Genomic DNA, 16,733 nt, shown 5'->3' with positions numbered 1-16,733 from the left:
GACCGGTCGTCCGCGCGTTACTTGAGATCTTTCCGGTACTGAATGAATCCGGCATTGGTCGCGAGCTTGTCGTACAGCGCGCGCGCGGTCGTATTCGTTTCGTGCGTGAGCCAGTACACGCGGCTCGCGCCGGCTTCGCGGGCGCGCTCGTACACGGCTTCGATCAGCGCGCCGCCCGCGCCTTGTCCGCGTGCGTCGGCCGCCGTGAACAGGTCCTGCAGATAGCAGTACGGCCCTTCTGTCCAGCATGAGCGGTGATAGATCGCGTGCACGATGCCGACCAGCGTGCCCGACTTGTCGAACGCGCCGAGCGCGAACATCGGTTCGTCGGGATCCATCAGGCGTGCCCACGTCGTCGCGAACACGGCGTCGCTCAATGCGGTTTCGTAGAACCGCTGATAACCCTGCCAAAGCGGGCGCCATGCGGCTTCATCGGCCGCGACGAGCGGTCGGACCGTGACGCGCGTCGCATCGTTCGCACGGCCGGCTGCATCGCGCGCCCGCGCCTGCGCGTGGCGGATCGCGACGAGCGTCTCGCGCTGCATGCCGCCGGCGTCGAAGTTCTCCGGCGCGAGCCACGCTTCGAACGCGGCGCGCACGTCCGGCCACTCGCCGTCGACGATCGAGAACCACGCCGTGTCACGACTGCGGCCCTTGTAGACGATCGCCTGCCTGAACGTGCCCTCGTAACGGAAGCCGAGCCGCGCGGCGGCCTTGCGCGACGGCTCGTTGAGATCGTCGCACTTCCATTCGTAGCGCCGGTAGCCGAGCGTGTCGAACGCGTATTTCATCAGCAGGTACTGCGCTTCCGTCGAAATCGGCGTGCGCTTGAGCAGCGGCGAGAACGTGACGGAGCCGACCTCGATCACGCCGTTGGCCGGGTCGATGCGCATCAGCGCGAGCGTGCCGACCGCGCGGTTCGTCGCGCGATCGATCACCGTGTAGTGCAGCGGATCGGCACTCGCCGCCGCGCCGCGCGCGTAGTCGCGGTAGCTCGACTCGTCGGCGTACGGACCGTGCGCGAGATAGGTCCAGTCGCTGCCGTCGGGCGCCTGCGCATAGGCGGCGTACAGGTCGCCGGCATGGCGGTCGGCGTCGAGCGGCTCGAGACGGCAGTAGCGGCCTTCGAGCACGATGCGCTCGGGGCGCGGGCGTGCGGACCAGTCTGGAACGGGGCGGCCGATGGGCTGCCGGAATTCGTTGGTGAGCGTGGACAAGGTCGATCTCGCTTCGGTTGGCGGCCGGCGACATGCCGGCATGCAGACGATCGTAGTCCCGGCGAGGTACCATGAGAAGCGCCAGACACTGGCAAATTTATGGTGCCACGAATGCACAACGATGGCGCCATGCACCGAGACTTCCACGCCGCGATATCCCGATGACGACTGCCATTCCTTCCGGCGCCGCGCCGCTGCTGCCGCTCGACGCGCCGCTTGCCCGCACGGCCGGCGCGCCTTCGTTGCAGCGGCAGTTGCTGCGGCGCGTGCGCGATGCGATTCTCGGCGGCGCGATGCCGGCCGGCACGCGGCTGCCCGGCACGCGCGCGCTGGCCGAGACGCTCGGCGTGTCGCGCAACACGACGGCGGCCGTCTACGAGCAACTCGTCGCCGAAGGTTTCCTGCAATCCGATCGTCGCGGCACGCGCGTGGTCGGTCTGTCGCGGCCGGCCGCGCCGCGCCGGCGGGCCGCCCCGCCGGCCGTCGCGCAACGGCTCGGCCGGATACGTCCAAGCCTGATCGGCACCGGCGAGTCGGAAGGCTTCCGGCCGGGCGTGCCCGCGCTGTCGCATTTTCCGGTCGATGCATGGCGGCACGCGATCGATCGTGCGCTGCGCCGCGACGGCCGCGAGCTGCTCGCTTACGGCGACCCGCTCGGCGAGCGCGCGCTACGCGAATCGATCGCGCGCCATCTGGCCGTGACGCGCGGCGTGCGCTGCGAGCCCGAGCAAATCGTGATCACCGAGGGCGCACAGGGCGCCATCGCGTTGTGCGCGCAACTGCTGACGAACCCGGGCGACACGGTCTGGGTCGAGGAGCCCGGCTATCGCGGCGCGCGCACCGCGATGCAGGCGGCCGATCTCGACGTCGTGCCGATGCCGGTGGACGCGGAGGGGCTGCGCGCGGACGACGCGAGCTGGCGCGAGCGGACGCCCCGGCTCGTCTACACCACGCCGTCGAACCAGTTCCCGACCGGCGCGGTGCTGTCGATCTCGCGCCGGCTCGCGCTGCTCGATGCCGCACGCCGGCATCGCGCGTGGATCATCGAGGACGATTACGACAGCGAGTTCCGTCACACCGGCGAGCCGATCGGCGCGTTGCACGGGCTCGCCGCCGATTCGCCGGTCGTCTATCTCGGCTCGTTCAGCAAGACGATGTTCCCGGCGTTGCGGATCGGCTTTCTCGTGCTGCCGGACGCGCTGCTGGCCGCGGTGCGACCCGCGCTGCCGGAGATGCTGCGCGGCGGGACGCGCCACGTGCAGCTCGCGCTTGCCGATTTCATCGAGTCAGGGGAATACGGGCGGCATCTCGGGCGGATGCGTCGGCTGTATCGCGACCGGCGGCGCTTGCTGCTCGCCGCGCTGGACGATGCGTTCACCGTGCCGCATCAGGTGGAGGGCGGGCCGTGCGGGCTGCATCTGGCGCTGCGGCTGCCGGCCCGTTACCGCGACCGCACGATCGTCGACGCGGCGCGTGCGCACGGGATCGGGCCGTTCCCGCTTTCGGGGTTCTCGATTCACGCGACGTCGGCGGCCAACGGGCTCGTGCTCGGCTTCGGCAATACGTCGGCCGATGCGTTCGCGCCGATGCTGCGGACGTTGTCGACGATCGCGCATCGCGTCGCGGGCGAGTGAATCGCAGTTGCGCGGCGCGGCGGACATCGCCGTGACGCGACGCGCGCGAGCCGCTGCTTACCGCGCGGGCTCCGCTCGCATGATCCGGCGCGCAGCCACCAAGCCGAGCACGAGCAGCACCGCGACGTACGCGGCAACCGCATTCCACGCGCCGTGTTGCCAGAACGTGCCGCCGACCGAGCCCAGCACGCTCGATCCGACGTAATAGGCCAGCAGGTAGAGCGATGCGGCGTGCCCCTTCGCGGAACCGGCGAGATGCCCGACCCAGCCGCTCGCGACCGCATGCGCGACGAAGAAGCCGATCGTGATCAGCACGATCCCGACGATGATCGCGACGAGCGAGTGCGACAGCGTGAGCGCCAGGCCGGCCGCGAACACGACAATGCCGCTGACGAGCACGGGCGCGCGCCCGAGACGATCGGCGAGTGCACCGGCGCTCGACGAAGACACCATCCCGAACAGATAGGCGCCGAAGATTAGCCCGCATGCCGTCGTGCTCAGGTTGAACGGCGCGGCCGTCAGCCGGAATCCGGCGTAGTTGTACACGGTCACGAACGCGCCCATCACGAGGAAGCCGATCGCGAAGACGAACCGCAGGCGCGCATGATGCAGCTGCGCGCTCCACAGCCGGAGGTGGTGACGCAGCGTCAGGTCGGTTCGCTTCACGAAGCGCCGCGACTGCGGCAGCAGCATCACGAACGCGATCGCCGCGACCAGGTCGACGACGCCGATCGTCAGCATCGCGATGCGCCACGAGAAATACTCTTCCAGCGCGCTCATCCCGATCCGCCCGACCATGCCGCCGAACGCGGTGCCTCCGACATACAGGCCCATCGACAGGCCCAGCCCGTCGGCGGCGATTTCCTCGGCGAGATAGGCCATCGCGACCGCCGGGACGCCACCGAGCGCGAAACCTTCGAGCGCGCGCCAGATCAGCAGCAGGTTCCAGTGCGGTGCGATCGCGGCGAGCACGTTGAACAGCGCCGCAAGCGTCATCGACGCGAACATCAGCCCGCGTCGGCCGAAGCGTTCGGACAGCGCGCCGGCGCACAGGATGGAGAAAGCCAGCATCCCCGTCGACAGCGACAGGGACAGCGAGCTCGACGCCGCGCCCAGGTTGAATTCGCGCGCGAACGCGGGCAGCAACGGCTGCACGCAGTACAACAGCGAGAACGTGGAGAAGCCGGCCAGAAAGAGTGCCAGTGCGATGCGCTTGTAGGCCGCCGAGCGCGGCGACACGCCCGGGGGCAGCGTATCCGGCGCCGTGCTCGAGGTGCGGGGTGCGGCGCGCGAGATCGCGGAATTCGACATGGTATGTACCCGATGGGCTGGGGGATAGCGGAATTCTTGCGCACGGTCATATATATGTCCAATATATGAAAAGAACCGTAGCGATATCTTTTTCATCTGGCCGGAAAGCCGGTTCCGTCTACCCGAGATCACATGGAACTTCGACATCTCCGATACTTCCTGGCCGTGGCGGCCACGTCGAACTTCACGAAGGCCGCGGAAGCGCTCGGCATGGGGCAGCCGCCGCTGAGCCAGCAGATCAAGGCGCTCGAGCACGAGCTCGGCGTAGAGCTGTTCAAGCGGACCGCACGCGGCGCCGAGCTGACCGTGGCGGGAGAAGTGTTCGCGGAAGAGGCACGACGTGTGCTCGACGACGCCGAGCGCGCGGCGCGGGCGGCAAAGCGGGCCGCACGCGGGGAAATCGGGCAACTGCGGGTCGGTTTCACCGGGACGGCGGCCTTCAATTCGAAAGTGGCCGACCTGATTCGCCGCTTTCGCGAAGCGTTTCCGGATACGGACCTGACGTTGCAGGAGGCGACCTCCGGCGTGCTGCTCGAGGCGCTCGAAGCCGGGCGGCTCGATGTTGCGATCGTGCGTCCGGAGCGTCGCATCGCGGACACGCTGCAGGTATCGAATTGGGACGAGGAGCCGATGTTCGTCGCGATGCCGGTTGCGCATCGGCTTGCGAAGCGTCGTCGGATCGACCTGGTGGAGCTGGCCGACGAGGCGTTCGTGCAGGTGCCGCGCGAAGCGGGCAGTGCGCTGTTCGACGACATCGTCGCGGCATGCAATGCAGCCGGCTTCCAGCCGCGCATGGCGCAGCCCGCGCCGCAAATCGCGTCGGCGGTGACGCTCGTCGCGGCCGGGCTCGGCGTGTCGATCGTGCCGAAGGCAATCACGCAGGTGCAGGTCGCAGGCGTCGTCTATCGGCAGGTCGCGGGCAACGGGCTGCGCGCGCGGCTCGCGATTGCGTCGCGACGCGACGATCCGTCGGCGGTCGTGCGCAATTTTCTGCTGCTTGGCTGATGGCGCGGCCCGCACTTCGACGCGCGCAGCGTTGCCGTGTCGGGTGAATGTTCCGATTGACGAACCGCGAACTTTGTACGGAACGAACGCTGTCGCGGCTTCGATGCCACGCGACGGCCCGGGGTGCGGGTTTCGATTCGTATGTTGCGGATGCCGCGTGAACTATAAATGGAGGGGTGTACCGGTGCTTGTCGGGCGCCTGCGCGTCGCGCGCAGGGCGAAGCCGCGACCGCCGGGGGAGGTGCACCGTGCTTTGCCAGACGCTTGCTCGCGCCGTGCTTCGCACTGCGTTGATCGGGGGCCTATTCGCCTCGTTGCTGTCGCCGCCGCCAGTCGGTGCCGGAACCGTCGCACCGGCCGCCACGCCACCGGTCATGAAGAGCCGGCTCGCCGCATCGCCTCGCTCGATGCCGGTCGATTTCCCGACGATCGTCGACCGTTACGGCCCGGCGGTCGTGACCATCATGACCGCCGCGCCCGACCAGCAGGCCGGCGGCCCGTCCTTCGCGTATCTCGATCCCGACGATCCGTTGTCCGCGTTCTTCCGCCGGGGCGCGCCGCTGCCGCCCGCGCAGGGCGCCCAGGCGCCAGCGCCCGAGATGTCGCCGCGCGCAATCGCGGGCGTCGGCTCGGGCTTCATCGTCAGTGCCGACGGGGGGATCCTGACTTCCGCGCATATCGTTGGCGATGCGACCGATGTGACGGTGCGACTGGCCGATCGTCGCGAGTTGAAGGCGACCGTGCTGGCCGTCGATCCGCAGAGCGACGTCGCCGTGCTGCACGTCGACGCGACGAAGCTGCCGGTCGTGCGCATCGGCGATTCGTCGCGGGTGCGCGCGGGCGAACCGGTGATGACGATGGGCGCGCCGGAAGGATCGGGCAATACGGTCACGGCCGGCATCGTCAGCGCGACCGCGCATGCGTTGCCGGACGGCAGCGCGTTTCCGTTCTTCCAGACCGACATCGCGGTGAATCCCGACAACTCGGGCGGCCCGGTGTTCAACCGCGCGGGCGACGTGATCGGCATCGCGGTGCAGGTCTATACGGACGCCGACCGCTATGCGAGCACGACGTTCGCGATCCCGATCGCGCTCGCCCTGAAGGTGCGTGCGCAGGTGCAGGCGCAGATGCGGGCCGGCGCGCAGGCGCAGCGCGCTTCGTCCGGCAATGCATTGGGCGTCGACGTGCAGGATGTCGGTGTCGGGCTGGCTGCCGCGTTCGGCCTGCCGCGTCCGGCGGGCGCGCTCGTCAACGGCGTCGATCCAGGCTCGCCGGCTGCGGCGGCCGGTGTGCGGCCCGGCGACGTGATCGTGAAGTTCGGCGACAAGCCGATTGGCCGGTCGGCCGAACTGAACGACCTCGCCGCCGCGTTGCCGACGGGTGCAAGGGCGCCGCTGCGGGTGATCCGCAATCGCACGCCGATGATGCTGACTGTCACGGGAGCGGGGACCGGAGCCGGCGACGCGATCGACAACGCGGCAGCGACGGGCAGCGCTGGCACGCTTGGGGCGGGCGGCGCCGCCGGCGTGGCGATGGCGGCCGCACGGCCGGCTGATGGCGGCGATCGGCTCGGGCTGACGATGCATCCGCTGAGCGACGCCGAGCGGCGTTCGACCGGGCTCGCGGTCGGGATGATGGTGGATGCGGTGCATGGACCGGCTGCGAATGCGGGCATTCGGCCTGGGGATGTCGTGCTCGAACTCAACGATACGCTGCTCGAAACGCCGGACGATGTGCAGTCGCTCGAGGCGAAAGGCGGGGTGATCGCGGTGTTGATTCAGCGCGAGAATGCGCGGAGGTTTGTGTCGGTGCGGGCGCGGTAGGGCGTTGATGGGCGTTCGTGGACAAGCCGTTGTTCCATGCATGCTGAGGGAGTTCTTGTTACATGCATTTGGGGAACGAGACTATCCGCTCCGACCGTTCGCGAACTTCTCCAAATGGCGTTTGGCTCGCGCAAGATCGTGAGCCTTCCGGCATCATGCTCGCTTAACGATAGACCTCAACTTGAGACGGGGGAAGGGCGCGCTTTCGCTTGGTCGCAAAGATTCGCGGGCGTGCGCATTTTTAAAATCCGCCTCGGCAACTTCCGTGAGCCAGTTCCGCATGGACCTGACTAGAACAATCGTTATCGGAAACTCGGGTTCGGGGAAAAGCTGGCTGGCAGAACGCGTCGCCGATCGTTCGGGTGCCGCTTATGTCGATCTCGATCTGATTCATTGGCTTCCTGGTGGCTACGGCGTACCTCGGGAGCGCGCTGACGCGATTCGACTCGTTCAACGTGCCGCGCAGGCCGATCGCTGGGTCATCGAAGGGATCTACGGGTCGCTCGTTAACGAAGTTCTTGCAAACGCTAGCGCGCTGGTCTGGTTGTGCATCGACGAAGCCGAATGCGTAGCGAATATTCGTCGGCGAGGCATTCGTCGCGATGGGTCTCCAGAAGCTTTCGATGCGCTGCTGGAATGGGCCGCGACTTATCGATCCCGGACTGGATCAAGCTCGTATGGTGCTCACCGGACTATTTTCGAGCAGTTCCGTGGAGACAAGGAAACGCTCGGGTCGCGTGATGCAGTAGCGGAGTTTGTGGGTGGGTTGTCGCCCTTATGAAAGCCGAGTCTGTGATGTTATTGCGGCCTGTTTCAGCGTGGAAAACTCCATCTCTCACGGAGTGGCCGTTCAGGGCCATCTGCCCACGCCAGTTGACTGAGATCCGCTACCGGCCATAAGCGGACGTTGGAGGCTGGATTAGCGACAATCAAGCAATTCACGCGAAACCGGGACGGAAATTGGGCTAGCCTCAAAGGTAAGAGTTCGTCACGTCGTGGCGACGCGTGACGCGACGAACAAAGCGCAATCGAAGCTCTGCGTGACACTCAGTAACTCAGATAGACCGAACGCAGCGCATCGACCATCGGCTTGCGCGGCGAACGTGTGTCTGGCACGTTGGGGCCCTTGTTGTAGCCGTCGTCTCGCCACACCGGCGCATTGTTCGGAAGGCCGCCGCCTCGCCCGATCGCGAACAAGCCAAAACCGTCCTCGTCCCAGAACTTGTTTGGAAAGGCATCCGCAGCAGGGCCGCCGAAAGGCCGGTATGGAAAGTCCGGAAAGTCCGGAAAGCCCTCATCGACCTTCTGCTTCCACCATTCGTCGCAGAACTCGAAGTAGTACAGGCCGAGACTGAGCGGGTAGCGGCCGTTTAGCGCTTGCGCCGCCACGCCAGTGATCACGTTGGCGGTGAGCTGTGCCGTGCCGTTGTCGGAATAGATCGTCGTGCGATCCGTGGGATTGCGGTGTCCCGTTCCCGGCATGCCCCATTCCGTCAGGATGACTGGCTTCAGCGCGCTGCCCGTCAGGCCCTCGTAGCCGGGAAAATTTTCCGCCGCGACGGCCTTGAAGACCGTATCGAAGTTCTGCGTCTGGTACGTGTTGACGCCCCAGAAGTCGACCGACGGCACGCGGGCCATATGCGACGCCGACATCGAAAGCAGCTTGAGGTCGTCATGGTTCGCCATGCCAACGAGTTTCTTATTCGCCCCCATCGCAACCTTCGTCAAGTGCGCGAATTTTTCGATCTGCGACCACCAGAACGACACCGGCGCGGCATCGCCCCATGACGCGCCGGGGCCGTCCTGCTCGTTCTGGATCGTGAAGCCGAGGACGGCGGGATGCCCGGACACCTGCGCGACCGTCTCCTTGATCAGCGCGGTATAGAACGCGTCTTCGGCCTTGTTGTAGATGCCTTGCTTCAGGGCCGGCGCGGAAACGGGAATGCCGACCAATACGTACAGCGGCTTGACGCCGCCGTTCCAGCACGCGTCGAGGAACTCGCGATGCATGAACTGATGCGAGCTTTTGTCGAACGGCACCTTGGGCAAACCGCCCGTCTTGTAGTCGAGCTGCCGCGAAATCATGCTGTAGAGCCGAATCGTGTTCGCACCCGTCTCGCGAATTAGCTTCAAGTCGCGCTGCCACGTGTCGCGCCAGTTGCGGATGTGGTAGCCAGGCCCGGAGTACTCGTCCCAGAAGAAATCGCCGAGCGAAGGCGTCTTTTCGACGTTCTCGTTGATTGGGCATGGCGAATAGCAGATGCCGCGCAGCTTGAACGACGCGTGTGCGCTGCCGTTGACCGAGACGCTCAAGTGTGCCGAAGATCGACCGGACGAATCGCGCGACACGCGACATTCCCAGTCCGTCCTGACCGCGTGCGGCGTCTTCGCAGACAAGTTCGACACCATTGCCAGCATCGGCAGCGCTGCTCCAGCGCCCAGCAAATCCCTGCGTCTCATGTCATTCTCCTTGGTTCACTGCGTTTTGAGGTTCATTGGAAGATGTTCGAGCTAAGCGCGCGTCGACACCGTCAGAACCGCCGATAAACCACACCGAGGATCTGCGCTTCGTCTTCGAACACGCCAAGCGCATCCGACAACGACGACAGCGGACCGGCGTTGTTCACGAACACCGCGAATGCGAGGATCCGGCCGCTCTTCGCGCGCATGTAGCCGGCATTCGTCAGCGCCACCATCTTCCCGTTCGACAGCGTCGCGCCGCTCTTCACGTAGATGTGTTCCTTGCCCTCGACGTCCTTGCCGACATCGGCCAGCGAGCCGTCGGTGCCGAGGATCGGCATCGCATCCCGGTAGGACGGATAGACCACCTTGCGGCTCATGGTCTGCAGCAGTCGCGCCGTCGTCCGCGCGGTGGCCCGGCTGTCCGGCGATCCGCTGCCGTTGGTCGGAAAGTCGAATCCGCCCGGATCGAGTCCGTACTCGGCCGTCAGGACACCGCGCTCGACCGACAGCGCGTCGGCGACCGTCCGCGCGCCGCGCGTCAGGCCGAGATGCATCAGGCTCAGGTTCGCGCCGGTATTCAGGCTGACCTTGAGAATCAGCTTCGCGATTTCCGCATACGGCGGCGACGCGAACGACGCCACTTGCGGCAGCGACGCGTATTGCGCCGGCGACGGAAGCAGGCCCGCGGGATTGGACGCGACTGCGGGCGTGCCAACCGACACGCCGTTTCTGGCCAGCGCGTCGACGAGCGCGGTGCGCGCGAACGAAGCCGGATCGTCGATGTGCACGATACTGACAAACTGCGCGTTGCCGATCAGGGGCGCGTGATAGCCGGCCGGCAGCGTGGCGGCTGCCTGGCGGTCCTGCGTGCCGGACACCGTCGCGGCGCAGCCGATGCGGGACAAACACCCCAACGCGCCGGCGTTCGCCGCATCGCCGGAGAACGCGATGTCCGGTGCGGTGTCCGCTTGGCTCGTGAGCGCCGAACCCGCGACCGTATAGGCACGCGTCTTCGGCCGCCAGTCGATTTGCGCGGGCTGTCCGGCCGCGATCGCGGGCGTCACCGTCAGGTCGATCACGTTCTCGTTGATCAGGATCGGCGAGATCAGCACATTGCCGTTCGGCACGCGGAAGGGCTCGAACAGGCGATCGTCGACGACGACGTCGCCGCCGACGCTGCGAATGCCCGACGCGCGGATCTGCCGCGCGAGATCGTCGACGGCGGCCAGCGGATCCTCCGGCGTCAATGCCGCGCCCCCGAAGCCGCGCGCTTCGTTGTGATCGTATGGCGTGAAGTCCAGCGACCCGTCGCCTTTCATCCGGCCGCCGAACGTCAGGTCGCCGGCCGCCCGGAGAATCAGGTTGCCGGCGAGCGCCCCGCTCGCGGAGATCGCGCCGTCGCGATAAACCGCAGTAGTGAAACGATGGTCCGCACCGAGCTTGTCGAGCGCTGCGCCGACGGAAAAGAGCTTGCGGACGGACCCGGTGTACGAAAGCGCATCGGGGTTGAGCGAATAAACCGTCGCGCCACTGTCGACGTCGACGATGGCCATCGACCACGCGGCGCCCGACGACACGTATCGCGGCTTGTTCATGATGGCCGGGATCTCCGGAATCCCGCTGGATTCTCCGCCGCACGATGCCAGCAGCGGCGCCGCGGCAAGCAGCGCGAGCCATCTCGCCGTCCGGCGCACGCGCGACGCGCGAGCGCGAAGGGACGAGACGCTGTGTTGGACCGATTTCGCCTGCATAGCCGCTCCCCGATGAATTCGACCGTCGCCGTGCGGGCCGTCGCGACGCGCGCTCGTTGCCGCCGGCAGCGAACGATCCGCGTTTGCCCGCCCGCGCTGCGACACCCTGCGTCAGAGATACTTCCAGAGAATCGCCGCGATCCGCCCTTGATCCTGGAACACCGGCAGGACGTCGTCGATGGAACCGAACGGCACGTTGTTCACCGACAGCATGAACACATAGCGACGCCCGCTCTTCGCGTCGACGTAACCGGCCAGCGCCTGCCCTTTCAACGCAACCGGCTTGCCGCCCACGTAGGTGCCCGTCTTCGCACGGACGTGCCCTTTCGCACCGGCCAGCGACGCATCCTGCATGAATTCGGTCACGAAGCCGAGCGAGCCGTCGACGCCGAGAACCGGCAGAGCGTCGAGATACGCGTCGAAGTAAGCGGTCTTCTGCATGCCGGCCAGGAGCGTCGTCAGCGCGGTTCCGGTCGCTTTCGTTTCGAGGCCGCCGCTGCCGTCGACGAATGCGAAGCTGTCCGGGGCGAGATGGAATTGCGACTCGAGCGCCGCGCGTTCGGTGGCGAGCGCGTCATGCATCGTCGTCGCGCCGGACGACGCCAGTCCGTACAGGACCAGGCTGACGTCGGCGCCGATGTTGTAGCTCACCTTCAGGATGAACTTCGCGTATTCGCGATACGGCGGCGACACGAGGCGCGCAACGGGTGACGCCGACGCGTACGCGCCTTGCGGCGGCAGCGCCTGGCGTGGATTGACTTCGACCGCGGGCGCACCGACCGCGACACCGTGACGCGCGAGCGCCTCGACCAGCACGGTGCGGGCATAGCTGGCCGGATCGGTGATGCGAAACGTCTTGACGAGCGGATACGCGCCGGTCAGCGGCGGCACGTATTGTGCCGCGAGGGTGCCCGACACGTTTCCGAAGCATCGGGGCGTGCCGAAGCACGTGGGATCCCGCGGCGCAAACTCGATGTCCGTGTCCGCGTTTGCGCCGACCATCGACACCGACGACGTGACGCCGAAAGCCGCGGATTTCGGGCGCCAGTCCACGTTCGCGGTCGCGCCGGCCGCGCCCGGGTTCACGAGGACGTCGACTACGTCGTCGTTCACGAAGATCGGCGATACGTTGAATTCCTCGCGGAAATCGAACGGGACGAACAGTCGATCGTCGATGACGACGTCGCCGCCGATCCGCTTGATGCCCGCTGCCGCGATCTGCGATGCGAGCTTGTCGTATCCCGCCAGCGGATCGGCCTGGACGATCCCGGCATTGCCGAGCGAATTGGCTTCGTTGTGGTCGAAGCCGCTGAACGCGATCGTGCCGTCCGGATTCGCGCGTCCGCCCATCGTCAGATCGCCGCTCGCGACGAGGATCAGGTTGCCGTCGAGCGTGCCGGACGCTTCGACGCTGCCCAGTGCGTAGACCGGCGTGACGAATTGATGGTCGGCCCCGAGCTGGTTCAGCGCCATGCCGACCGAGAACAGCTTCCGGGTCGAGCCGACATAGGTGAGCGCATCGGGCTGGATCGCGTAGACGGTTGCACCGGTCGCGGGATCGATGACGTTGATTGACCAGGTCGACTGGCGATAGCGCGATGCGCCGATGACCTGCTCGATCTCCCCCTGCATCGAACGTGTCGTGTTGCCGCCGCATCCTGCGATCAGCGCGGCGGCGGCCGTCGAGATCAACGCGACGGCCGCAAGCACTCTTCTTCCGGAAATCATGTGCGCCCCCGAGAGTACGGCTTTGTACCCGACTACGACGTTGTTGTGCTTCGAATCATGCTCGAGTCAAGCGCGGGTCTGGTCTGGCGCCCGCTAAGGCCGTGCATCGGCCGTGTTTCCGTGAATGCGTGTTCCGACGGCGCAGGGCGACCATCGGGCGAGATGCGCGTGCAGCGATGCGGATTCGGAGTGGCGAGCCAGGCACTGGCAGGCCCCCGATTCGCTGCGGACATGGCGCGTGACGCCCTGCGATCAGGGCTCCGCCTGCAACTGCGCCGACCACTATATCGGGATCGCCCGCGAAGCTCAATGATGCGGCGGCCGCCATTTTTGCGGTCGGAGGATCGGGGCTTCATTTCCGATTTTCATCGGACGAATATAGTAAGCACCTGGCGTCGGGCTACCCGATCGAGGTGGACATCAGCCGCTACGCGGTTTTCTCGGCCGGGAAGGTCCGATGGGTTTGTCTGATGGAAACTTATCGCGCAGCAACTGGCGTCCCGCAAAGGCATGTAGCATGCTGAACGGCCGCTTTCGAGAAATGCGTCTGACCGCTTAGGGTCGACAAGCGACACCCGCGAAAATCCACGGAAAACGCTCATCTTCCATAGCGCACAGCCACGTGACGGCGTGTGCGGAGGGCATCTGCTTGCAACCAAACCTGCCGATAGCTTCCAAACGCACCCCACCACGACACGCGACGCTAATCCAGCTATGCGCGTTCTCCGTGCTGCCGTTGAGCCTGTTCCTGCCATCCCTACCCGCGATCGCGCGCGACCTGCGCGCCGACTACGCGCTAGTCGCACTGTCACTAGGCGGCTACGCAGCAGTCGCCGCCTCGCTCGAATTCGTAATGGGACCGCTATCCGACCGCTTCGGGCGGCGACCGATCATGCTGACGAGCCTCGGCGTCTTCACGCTCGGATCGCTGGGCTGCGCGATGGCGACCGATATCCACGTGTTTCTCGCGTGCCGGCTAATGCAAGCGATGATCACGTCGGTCTACCCGGTGTCCATGGCGACGTTGCGCGACACAGCCTGCGGTTCACGCGCGGCGAGCCGGATCGGCTATGCGGCGATGGCGGCCGCGTTCGCGCCGATGATTGGGCCGACGCTCGGCGGCGTGCTCGATCAGACGCTCGGGTGGCGCGCGAGCTTCTGGTTGCTTGGTGCGACAGGCATCGCGCTGCTCGGCTGGTGCATGTTCGATCTATCGGAAACCCATGCGACCCGCGCCACGACGCTCGCCCAGCAGCTTCGCGCGTATCCCGCGCTGCTCCGCGCGCGCCGCTTCTGGGCCTATGCGCTTTGCATGGCGTTTTCGACCGGTGCCTTCTACGCGTTCCTGGCCGGCGCGCCGCTCGTCGCGCAATCGGTGTTTCGCATTCCGCCCACGGAAATCGGCTTCTACATGGGAACGATCACGGCCGGCTTCGTTTGCGGGAGCTTTCTGGCTGCGCGTTACGCGCATCGCTATCCGCTGGCCACGACGATTCTGTGCGGCCGCGTGGTCGCATGCGCGGGGCCTGCGATCGGTCTCGTGCTGTTTCTCGGAGGGGCGACGCACGCAATCGCGTGGTTCGGGCCGTGCGTGCTGATCGGCATCGGCAACGGGCTGTCGAATCCGGGTGCGCATGCAGGCGCGATGTCGGTGCGACCGGAACTCGCCGGCAGCGCATCCGGGCTGGCCGGGGCGATGACAATCGCGGGCGGGGCCGCGCTGTCGTCGCTGACGGGGCTGGTGCTGACCGTCGCTAACGCCGGCCATGCGCCGCTGGCCATGATGCTGCTGTCCACGGCGCTCGCGCTGGCGGCCGCCGTGTGCATACGAAGCTTCGACGCACGCGAACGGAATGTGCGGTCGCCGTGAAAGAACCGGCATGCCGATCCGCCGCGATGTGATCGCTGCCCGAACCGGCAACGAACGGCACGATGCGACGCCACGGCCGTCGAACGGCCGCCACGTCGCATCGACCACACGATCCCTTACGGCTTCGCCCCCATCACGAACTCGAACGTCGCGACGCCGTCGACGCCGCCCGTTACGCGGTCGCCCGGCTGCAGCGCGCCGACGCCGGCCGGCGTGCCGGTGAAGATCAGGTCGCCGGCCTTCAGCTCGACCGAGCGCGACACATACGCGATCACGTCCGGCACGGCCCAGATCATGTCGGCGAGATCGCCTTGCTGGCGCGTTTCGCCGTTGACCGCGAGCCAGATCCGGCCGCTTGCCGGATGGCCGGTCGCGGTCGCCGGGCGCAGCGCGGTCACGGGGCCGGACGCGTCGAAGCCCTTCGCCCAGTCCCACGGCCGGCTGAGCTTCTTCGCCTCCGCCTGCAGGTCGCGGCGTGTCAGGTCGACGCCGACGCCGTAGCCCCACACGTGCGACAGCGCGTCGGCCGGGTCGATCGACCGGCCGTCCTTGCCGATCGCGACGACCAGCTCGATTTCGTGGTGGAGGTCGCTCGTCAGCGGCGGATACGGGGCGGTGCCGCTGGCCGGGACGATCGCATCGGCCGGCTTCGTGAAGAAGAATGGCGGTTCGCGGTCGGGATCGGCACCCATTTCGCGCGCGTGGTCGGCGTAGTTGCGGCCGACGCAGAACACACGGCGCACCGGATAGCGCGCGGCAGACTGTTCGACTTCGACGGAAGGACGCTCGGAAGCGTCGATGACGTATTCGGACATCGGATGGCCTCGTTCGATGAAAAGACGCATGCCGTCGCCCGGGCAACGCAGCACGGGCCGGCATGCATGGAACGATACCCGACGCATCCGCGCCCGGATGCGACGAAACTGCGCTTTAACCGGACAAAACTACGCGTCGCCGCCTGGCGCCGCTTCATCGCCGTCCGGCAGCGCGGCATTCGCGTCGCGATACGCCTTCGGCGACACGCCGACCCGCGCGCGAAAACGCCGCGCGAAATAGCCTTCATCGCGGAAGCCGACGGAGCGCGCGATATCGGCAATGCGCCGGCTCGTATGCGCGAGCAGCGATTGCGCGAGCGCGATCCGGCGCTCGGTCACGAGATCGGTGAAGGTGCTGCCGGTTTCCTTGCGCACGAGGTGCGCGAGGTAGTTCGGCGACAGGAACGCGGCCTCGGCGGTGGCCGCGAGCGTCAGGTCCTCGCGGGTCAGGTTCGCGCGCACGTGGCGCAGCACGCGCGCGAGCGCGTCGCGCCGGCCCGCGCGCTGGGCGCCGCGCTGCGCGAGCTTGTCGAGTGCACCCGCGTACTGCGTGCAGACGAGCCCGATCAGTTGCAGCAGGTAGCCGCGCAGCAACGTGGTCGAACCGAAGCTGCGCACGCGGTCGGCATCGAGCATGCACAGCGCGAGGCGGCGCGCCTCGTCGAACGTGTCGCCGGTCAGGATGAAGTCGAGATGTTCCTGGAAGCGGAACGGCGTCAGCTCGGGAAAGCGGTGCGCGGGGACATCCTCGAGATCGAGCGGATCGACGTCGAGATCGGCGCGCAGGAACGCCTGGCTGAAGTTGATCACGATGAAGTGCGCGCCTTCCGGATGCGGAATCAGGTGCTCGCGGTGCGGCAGCACGAACGCGAGCGCGCCGCGCGGAAACGGCCGTGTGACGCCGCCGATCCGCTGCTCGGTGTCGCCGCCCAGGTTGAACTGGATCTGGAAATACGCGTGCCGGTGCGGCTCGGTGATCGCCTGGCGCGACGCCTGGTCGCGGATGTAGAAATCGAGCCGGTCGCTGCGTTCGGGCATCCCGTACAGGCGCGGCGGGGCGGTGGAGGGCATGAAGGATTCTGCTGTTCGTGACGCGGTTGAGCCGCGATGGTACAG

General features: G+C 66.9%; 12 protein-coding genes. 5 read left to right on the top strand and 7 right to left on the bottom strand.

Features of this window, described 5'->3' with window-relative positions; all coding sequences use genetic code 11:
* Nucleotides 1-17: 17 nt before the first annotated feature.
* Complete coding sequence (locus WS51_RS06120; RefSeq protein WP_069228789.1) at nucleotides 18-1,217, bottom strand: GNAT family N-acetyltransferase; 1,200 nt, start codon at nucleotides 1,215-1,217, stop codon at nucleotides 18-20.
* 161 nt (nucleotides 1,218-1,378) lie between these two features.
* On the opposite strand from WS51_RS06120, the gene pdxR reads away from it, so the two are divergent.
* Entirely contained in the window at nucleotides 1,379-2,851 is a 1,473-nt protein-coding gene (gene pdxR / locus WS51_RS06115; protein ID WP_059507552.1) for a MocR-like pyridoxine biosynthesis transcription factor PdxR, read from the top strand.
* Nucleotides 2,852-2,908: 57 nt separating this feature from the next.
* Here the strand turns inward: pdxR and WS51_RS06110 are convergent, their stop codons facing one another.
* Complete coding sequence (locus tag WS51_RS06110) at nucleotides 2,909-4,162, bottom strand: MFS transporter (protein WP_069228788.1); 1,254 nt, start codon at nucleotides 4,160-4,162, stop codon at nucleotides 2,909-2,911.
* A 132-nt stretch (nucleotides 4,163-4,294) separates the two neighbouring features.
* On the opposite strand from WS51_RS06110, the gene WS51_RS06105 reads away from it, so the two are divergent.
* From WS51_RS06105 to WS51_RS30655, 3 genes are all read left to right on the top strand, one after another.
* Entirely contained in the window at nucleotides 4,295-5,167 is an 873-nt protein-coding gene (locus WS51_RS06105) for a LysR family transcriptional regulator (protein ID WP_069228787.1), read from the top strand.
* Between the two features lie 248 nt (nucleotides 5,168-5,415).
* Nucleotides 5,416-6,990 carry a trypsin-like peptidase domain-containing protein gene (locus tag WS51_RS06100; RefSeq protein ID WP_069228786.1) on the top strand — a complete coding sequence of 525 codons (1,575 nt, stop codon included), beginning with the start codon at nucleotides 5,416-5,418 and terminating at the stop codon, nucleotides 6,988-6,990.
* A gap of 265 nt (nucleotides 6,991-7,255) precedes the next feature.
* Nucleotides 7,256-7,771 carry a P-loop NTPase family protein gene (locus WS51_RS30655; RefSeq protein ID WP_236872339.1) on the top strand — a complete coding sequence of 172 codons (516 nt, stop codon included), beginning with the start codon at nucleotides 7,256-7,258 and terminating at the stop codon, nucleotides 7,769-7,771.
* 266 nt (nucleotides 7,772-8,037) lie between these two features.
* Here the strand turns inward: WS51_RS30655 and WS51_RS06095 are convergent, their stop codons facing one another.
* From WS51_RS06095 to dacB, 3 genes are all read right to left on the bottom strand, one after another.
* Nucleotides 8,038-9,408: a hypothetical protein gene (locus WS51_RS06095; RefSeq protein ID WP_155773566.1), complete on the bottom strand. Its 1,371-nt coding sequence runs from the start codon at nucleotides 9,406-9,408 to the stop codon at nucleotides 8,038-8,040.
* Between the two features lie 113 nt (nucleotides 9,409-9,521).
* Nucleotides 9,522-11,048, bottom strand: coding sequence for a D-alanyl-D-alanine carboxypeptidase/D-alanyl-D-alanine-endopeptidase (locus tag WS51_RS06090; RefSeq protein WP_167357965.1), 1,527 nt, complete (start codon nucleotides 11,046-11,048; stop codon nucleotides 9,522-9,524).
* Between the two features lie 267 nt (nucleotides 11,049-11,315).
* Nucleotides 11,316-12,914: a D-alanyl-D-alanine carboxypeptidase/D-alanyl-D-alanine endopeptidase gene (gene dacB / locus WS51_RS06085; protein ID WP_236872338.1), complete on the bottom strand. Its 1,599-nt coding sequence runs from the start codon at nucleotides 12,912-12,914 to the stop codon at nucleotides 11,316-11,318.
* Between the two features lie 667 nt (nucleotides 12,915-13,581).
* Here dacB and WS51_RS06080 point away from each other — a divergent pair.
* Nucleotides 13,582-14,802, top strand: a complete 1,221-nt coding sequence (locus WS51_RS06080; protein WP_069229142.1) for a multidrug effflux MFS transporter — start codon at nucleotides 13,582-13,584, stop codon at nucleotides 14,800-14,802.
* A 116-nt stretch (nucleotides 14,803-14,918) separates the two neighbouring features.
* On the opposite strand, the gene WS51_RS06075 is transcribed toward WS51_RS06080, so the two are convergent.
* Both WS51_RS06075 and WS51_RS06070 read right to left on the bottom strand, forming a co-directional pair.
* Nucleotides 14,919-15,617, bottom strand: a complete 699-nt coding sequence (locus WS51_RS06075; protein WP_069229141.1) for a fumarylacetoacetate hydrolase family protein — start codon at nucleotides 15,615-15,617, stop codon at nucleotides 14,919-14,921.
* A 129-nt stretch (nucleotides 15,618-15,746) separates the two neighbouring features.
* Nucleotides 15,747-16,688: a helix-turn-helix transcriptional regulator gene (locus WS51_RS06070; protein ID WP_059507546.1), complete on the bottom strand. Its 942-nt coding sequence runs from the start codon at nucleotides 16,686-16,688 to the stop codon at nucleotides 15,747-15,749.
* Between the last annotated feature and the right edge of the window lie 45 nt (nucleotides 16,689-16,733).

It is taken from the genome of Burkholderia territorii (assembly GCF_001718335.1).
Taxonomy (GTDB): Bacteria; Pseudomonadota; Gammaproteobacteria; order Burkholderiales; family Burkholderiaceae; genus Burkholderia; species Burkholderia territorii.
This window is presented reverse-complemented; position numbering and strand designations above follow the sequence as displayed.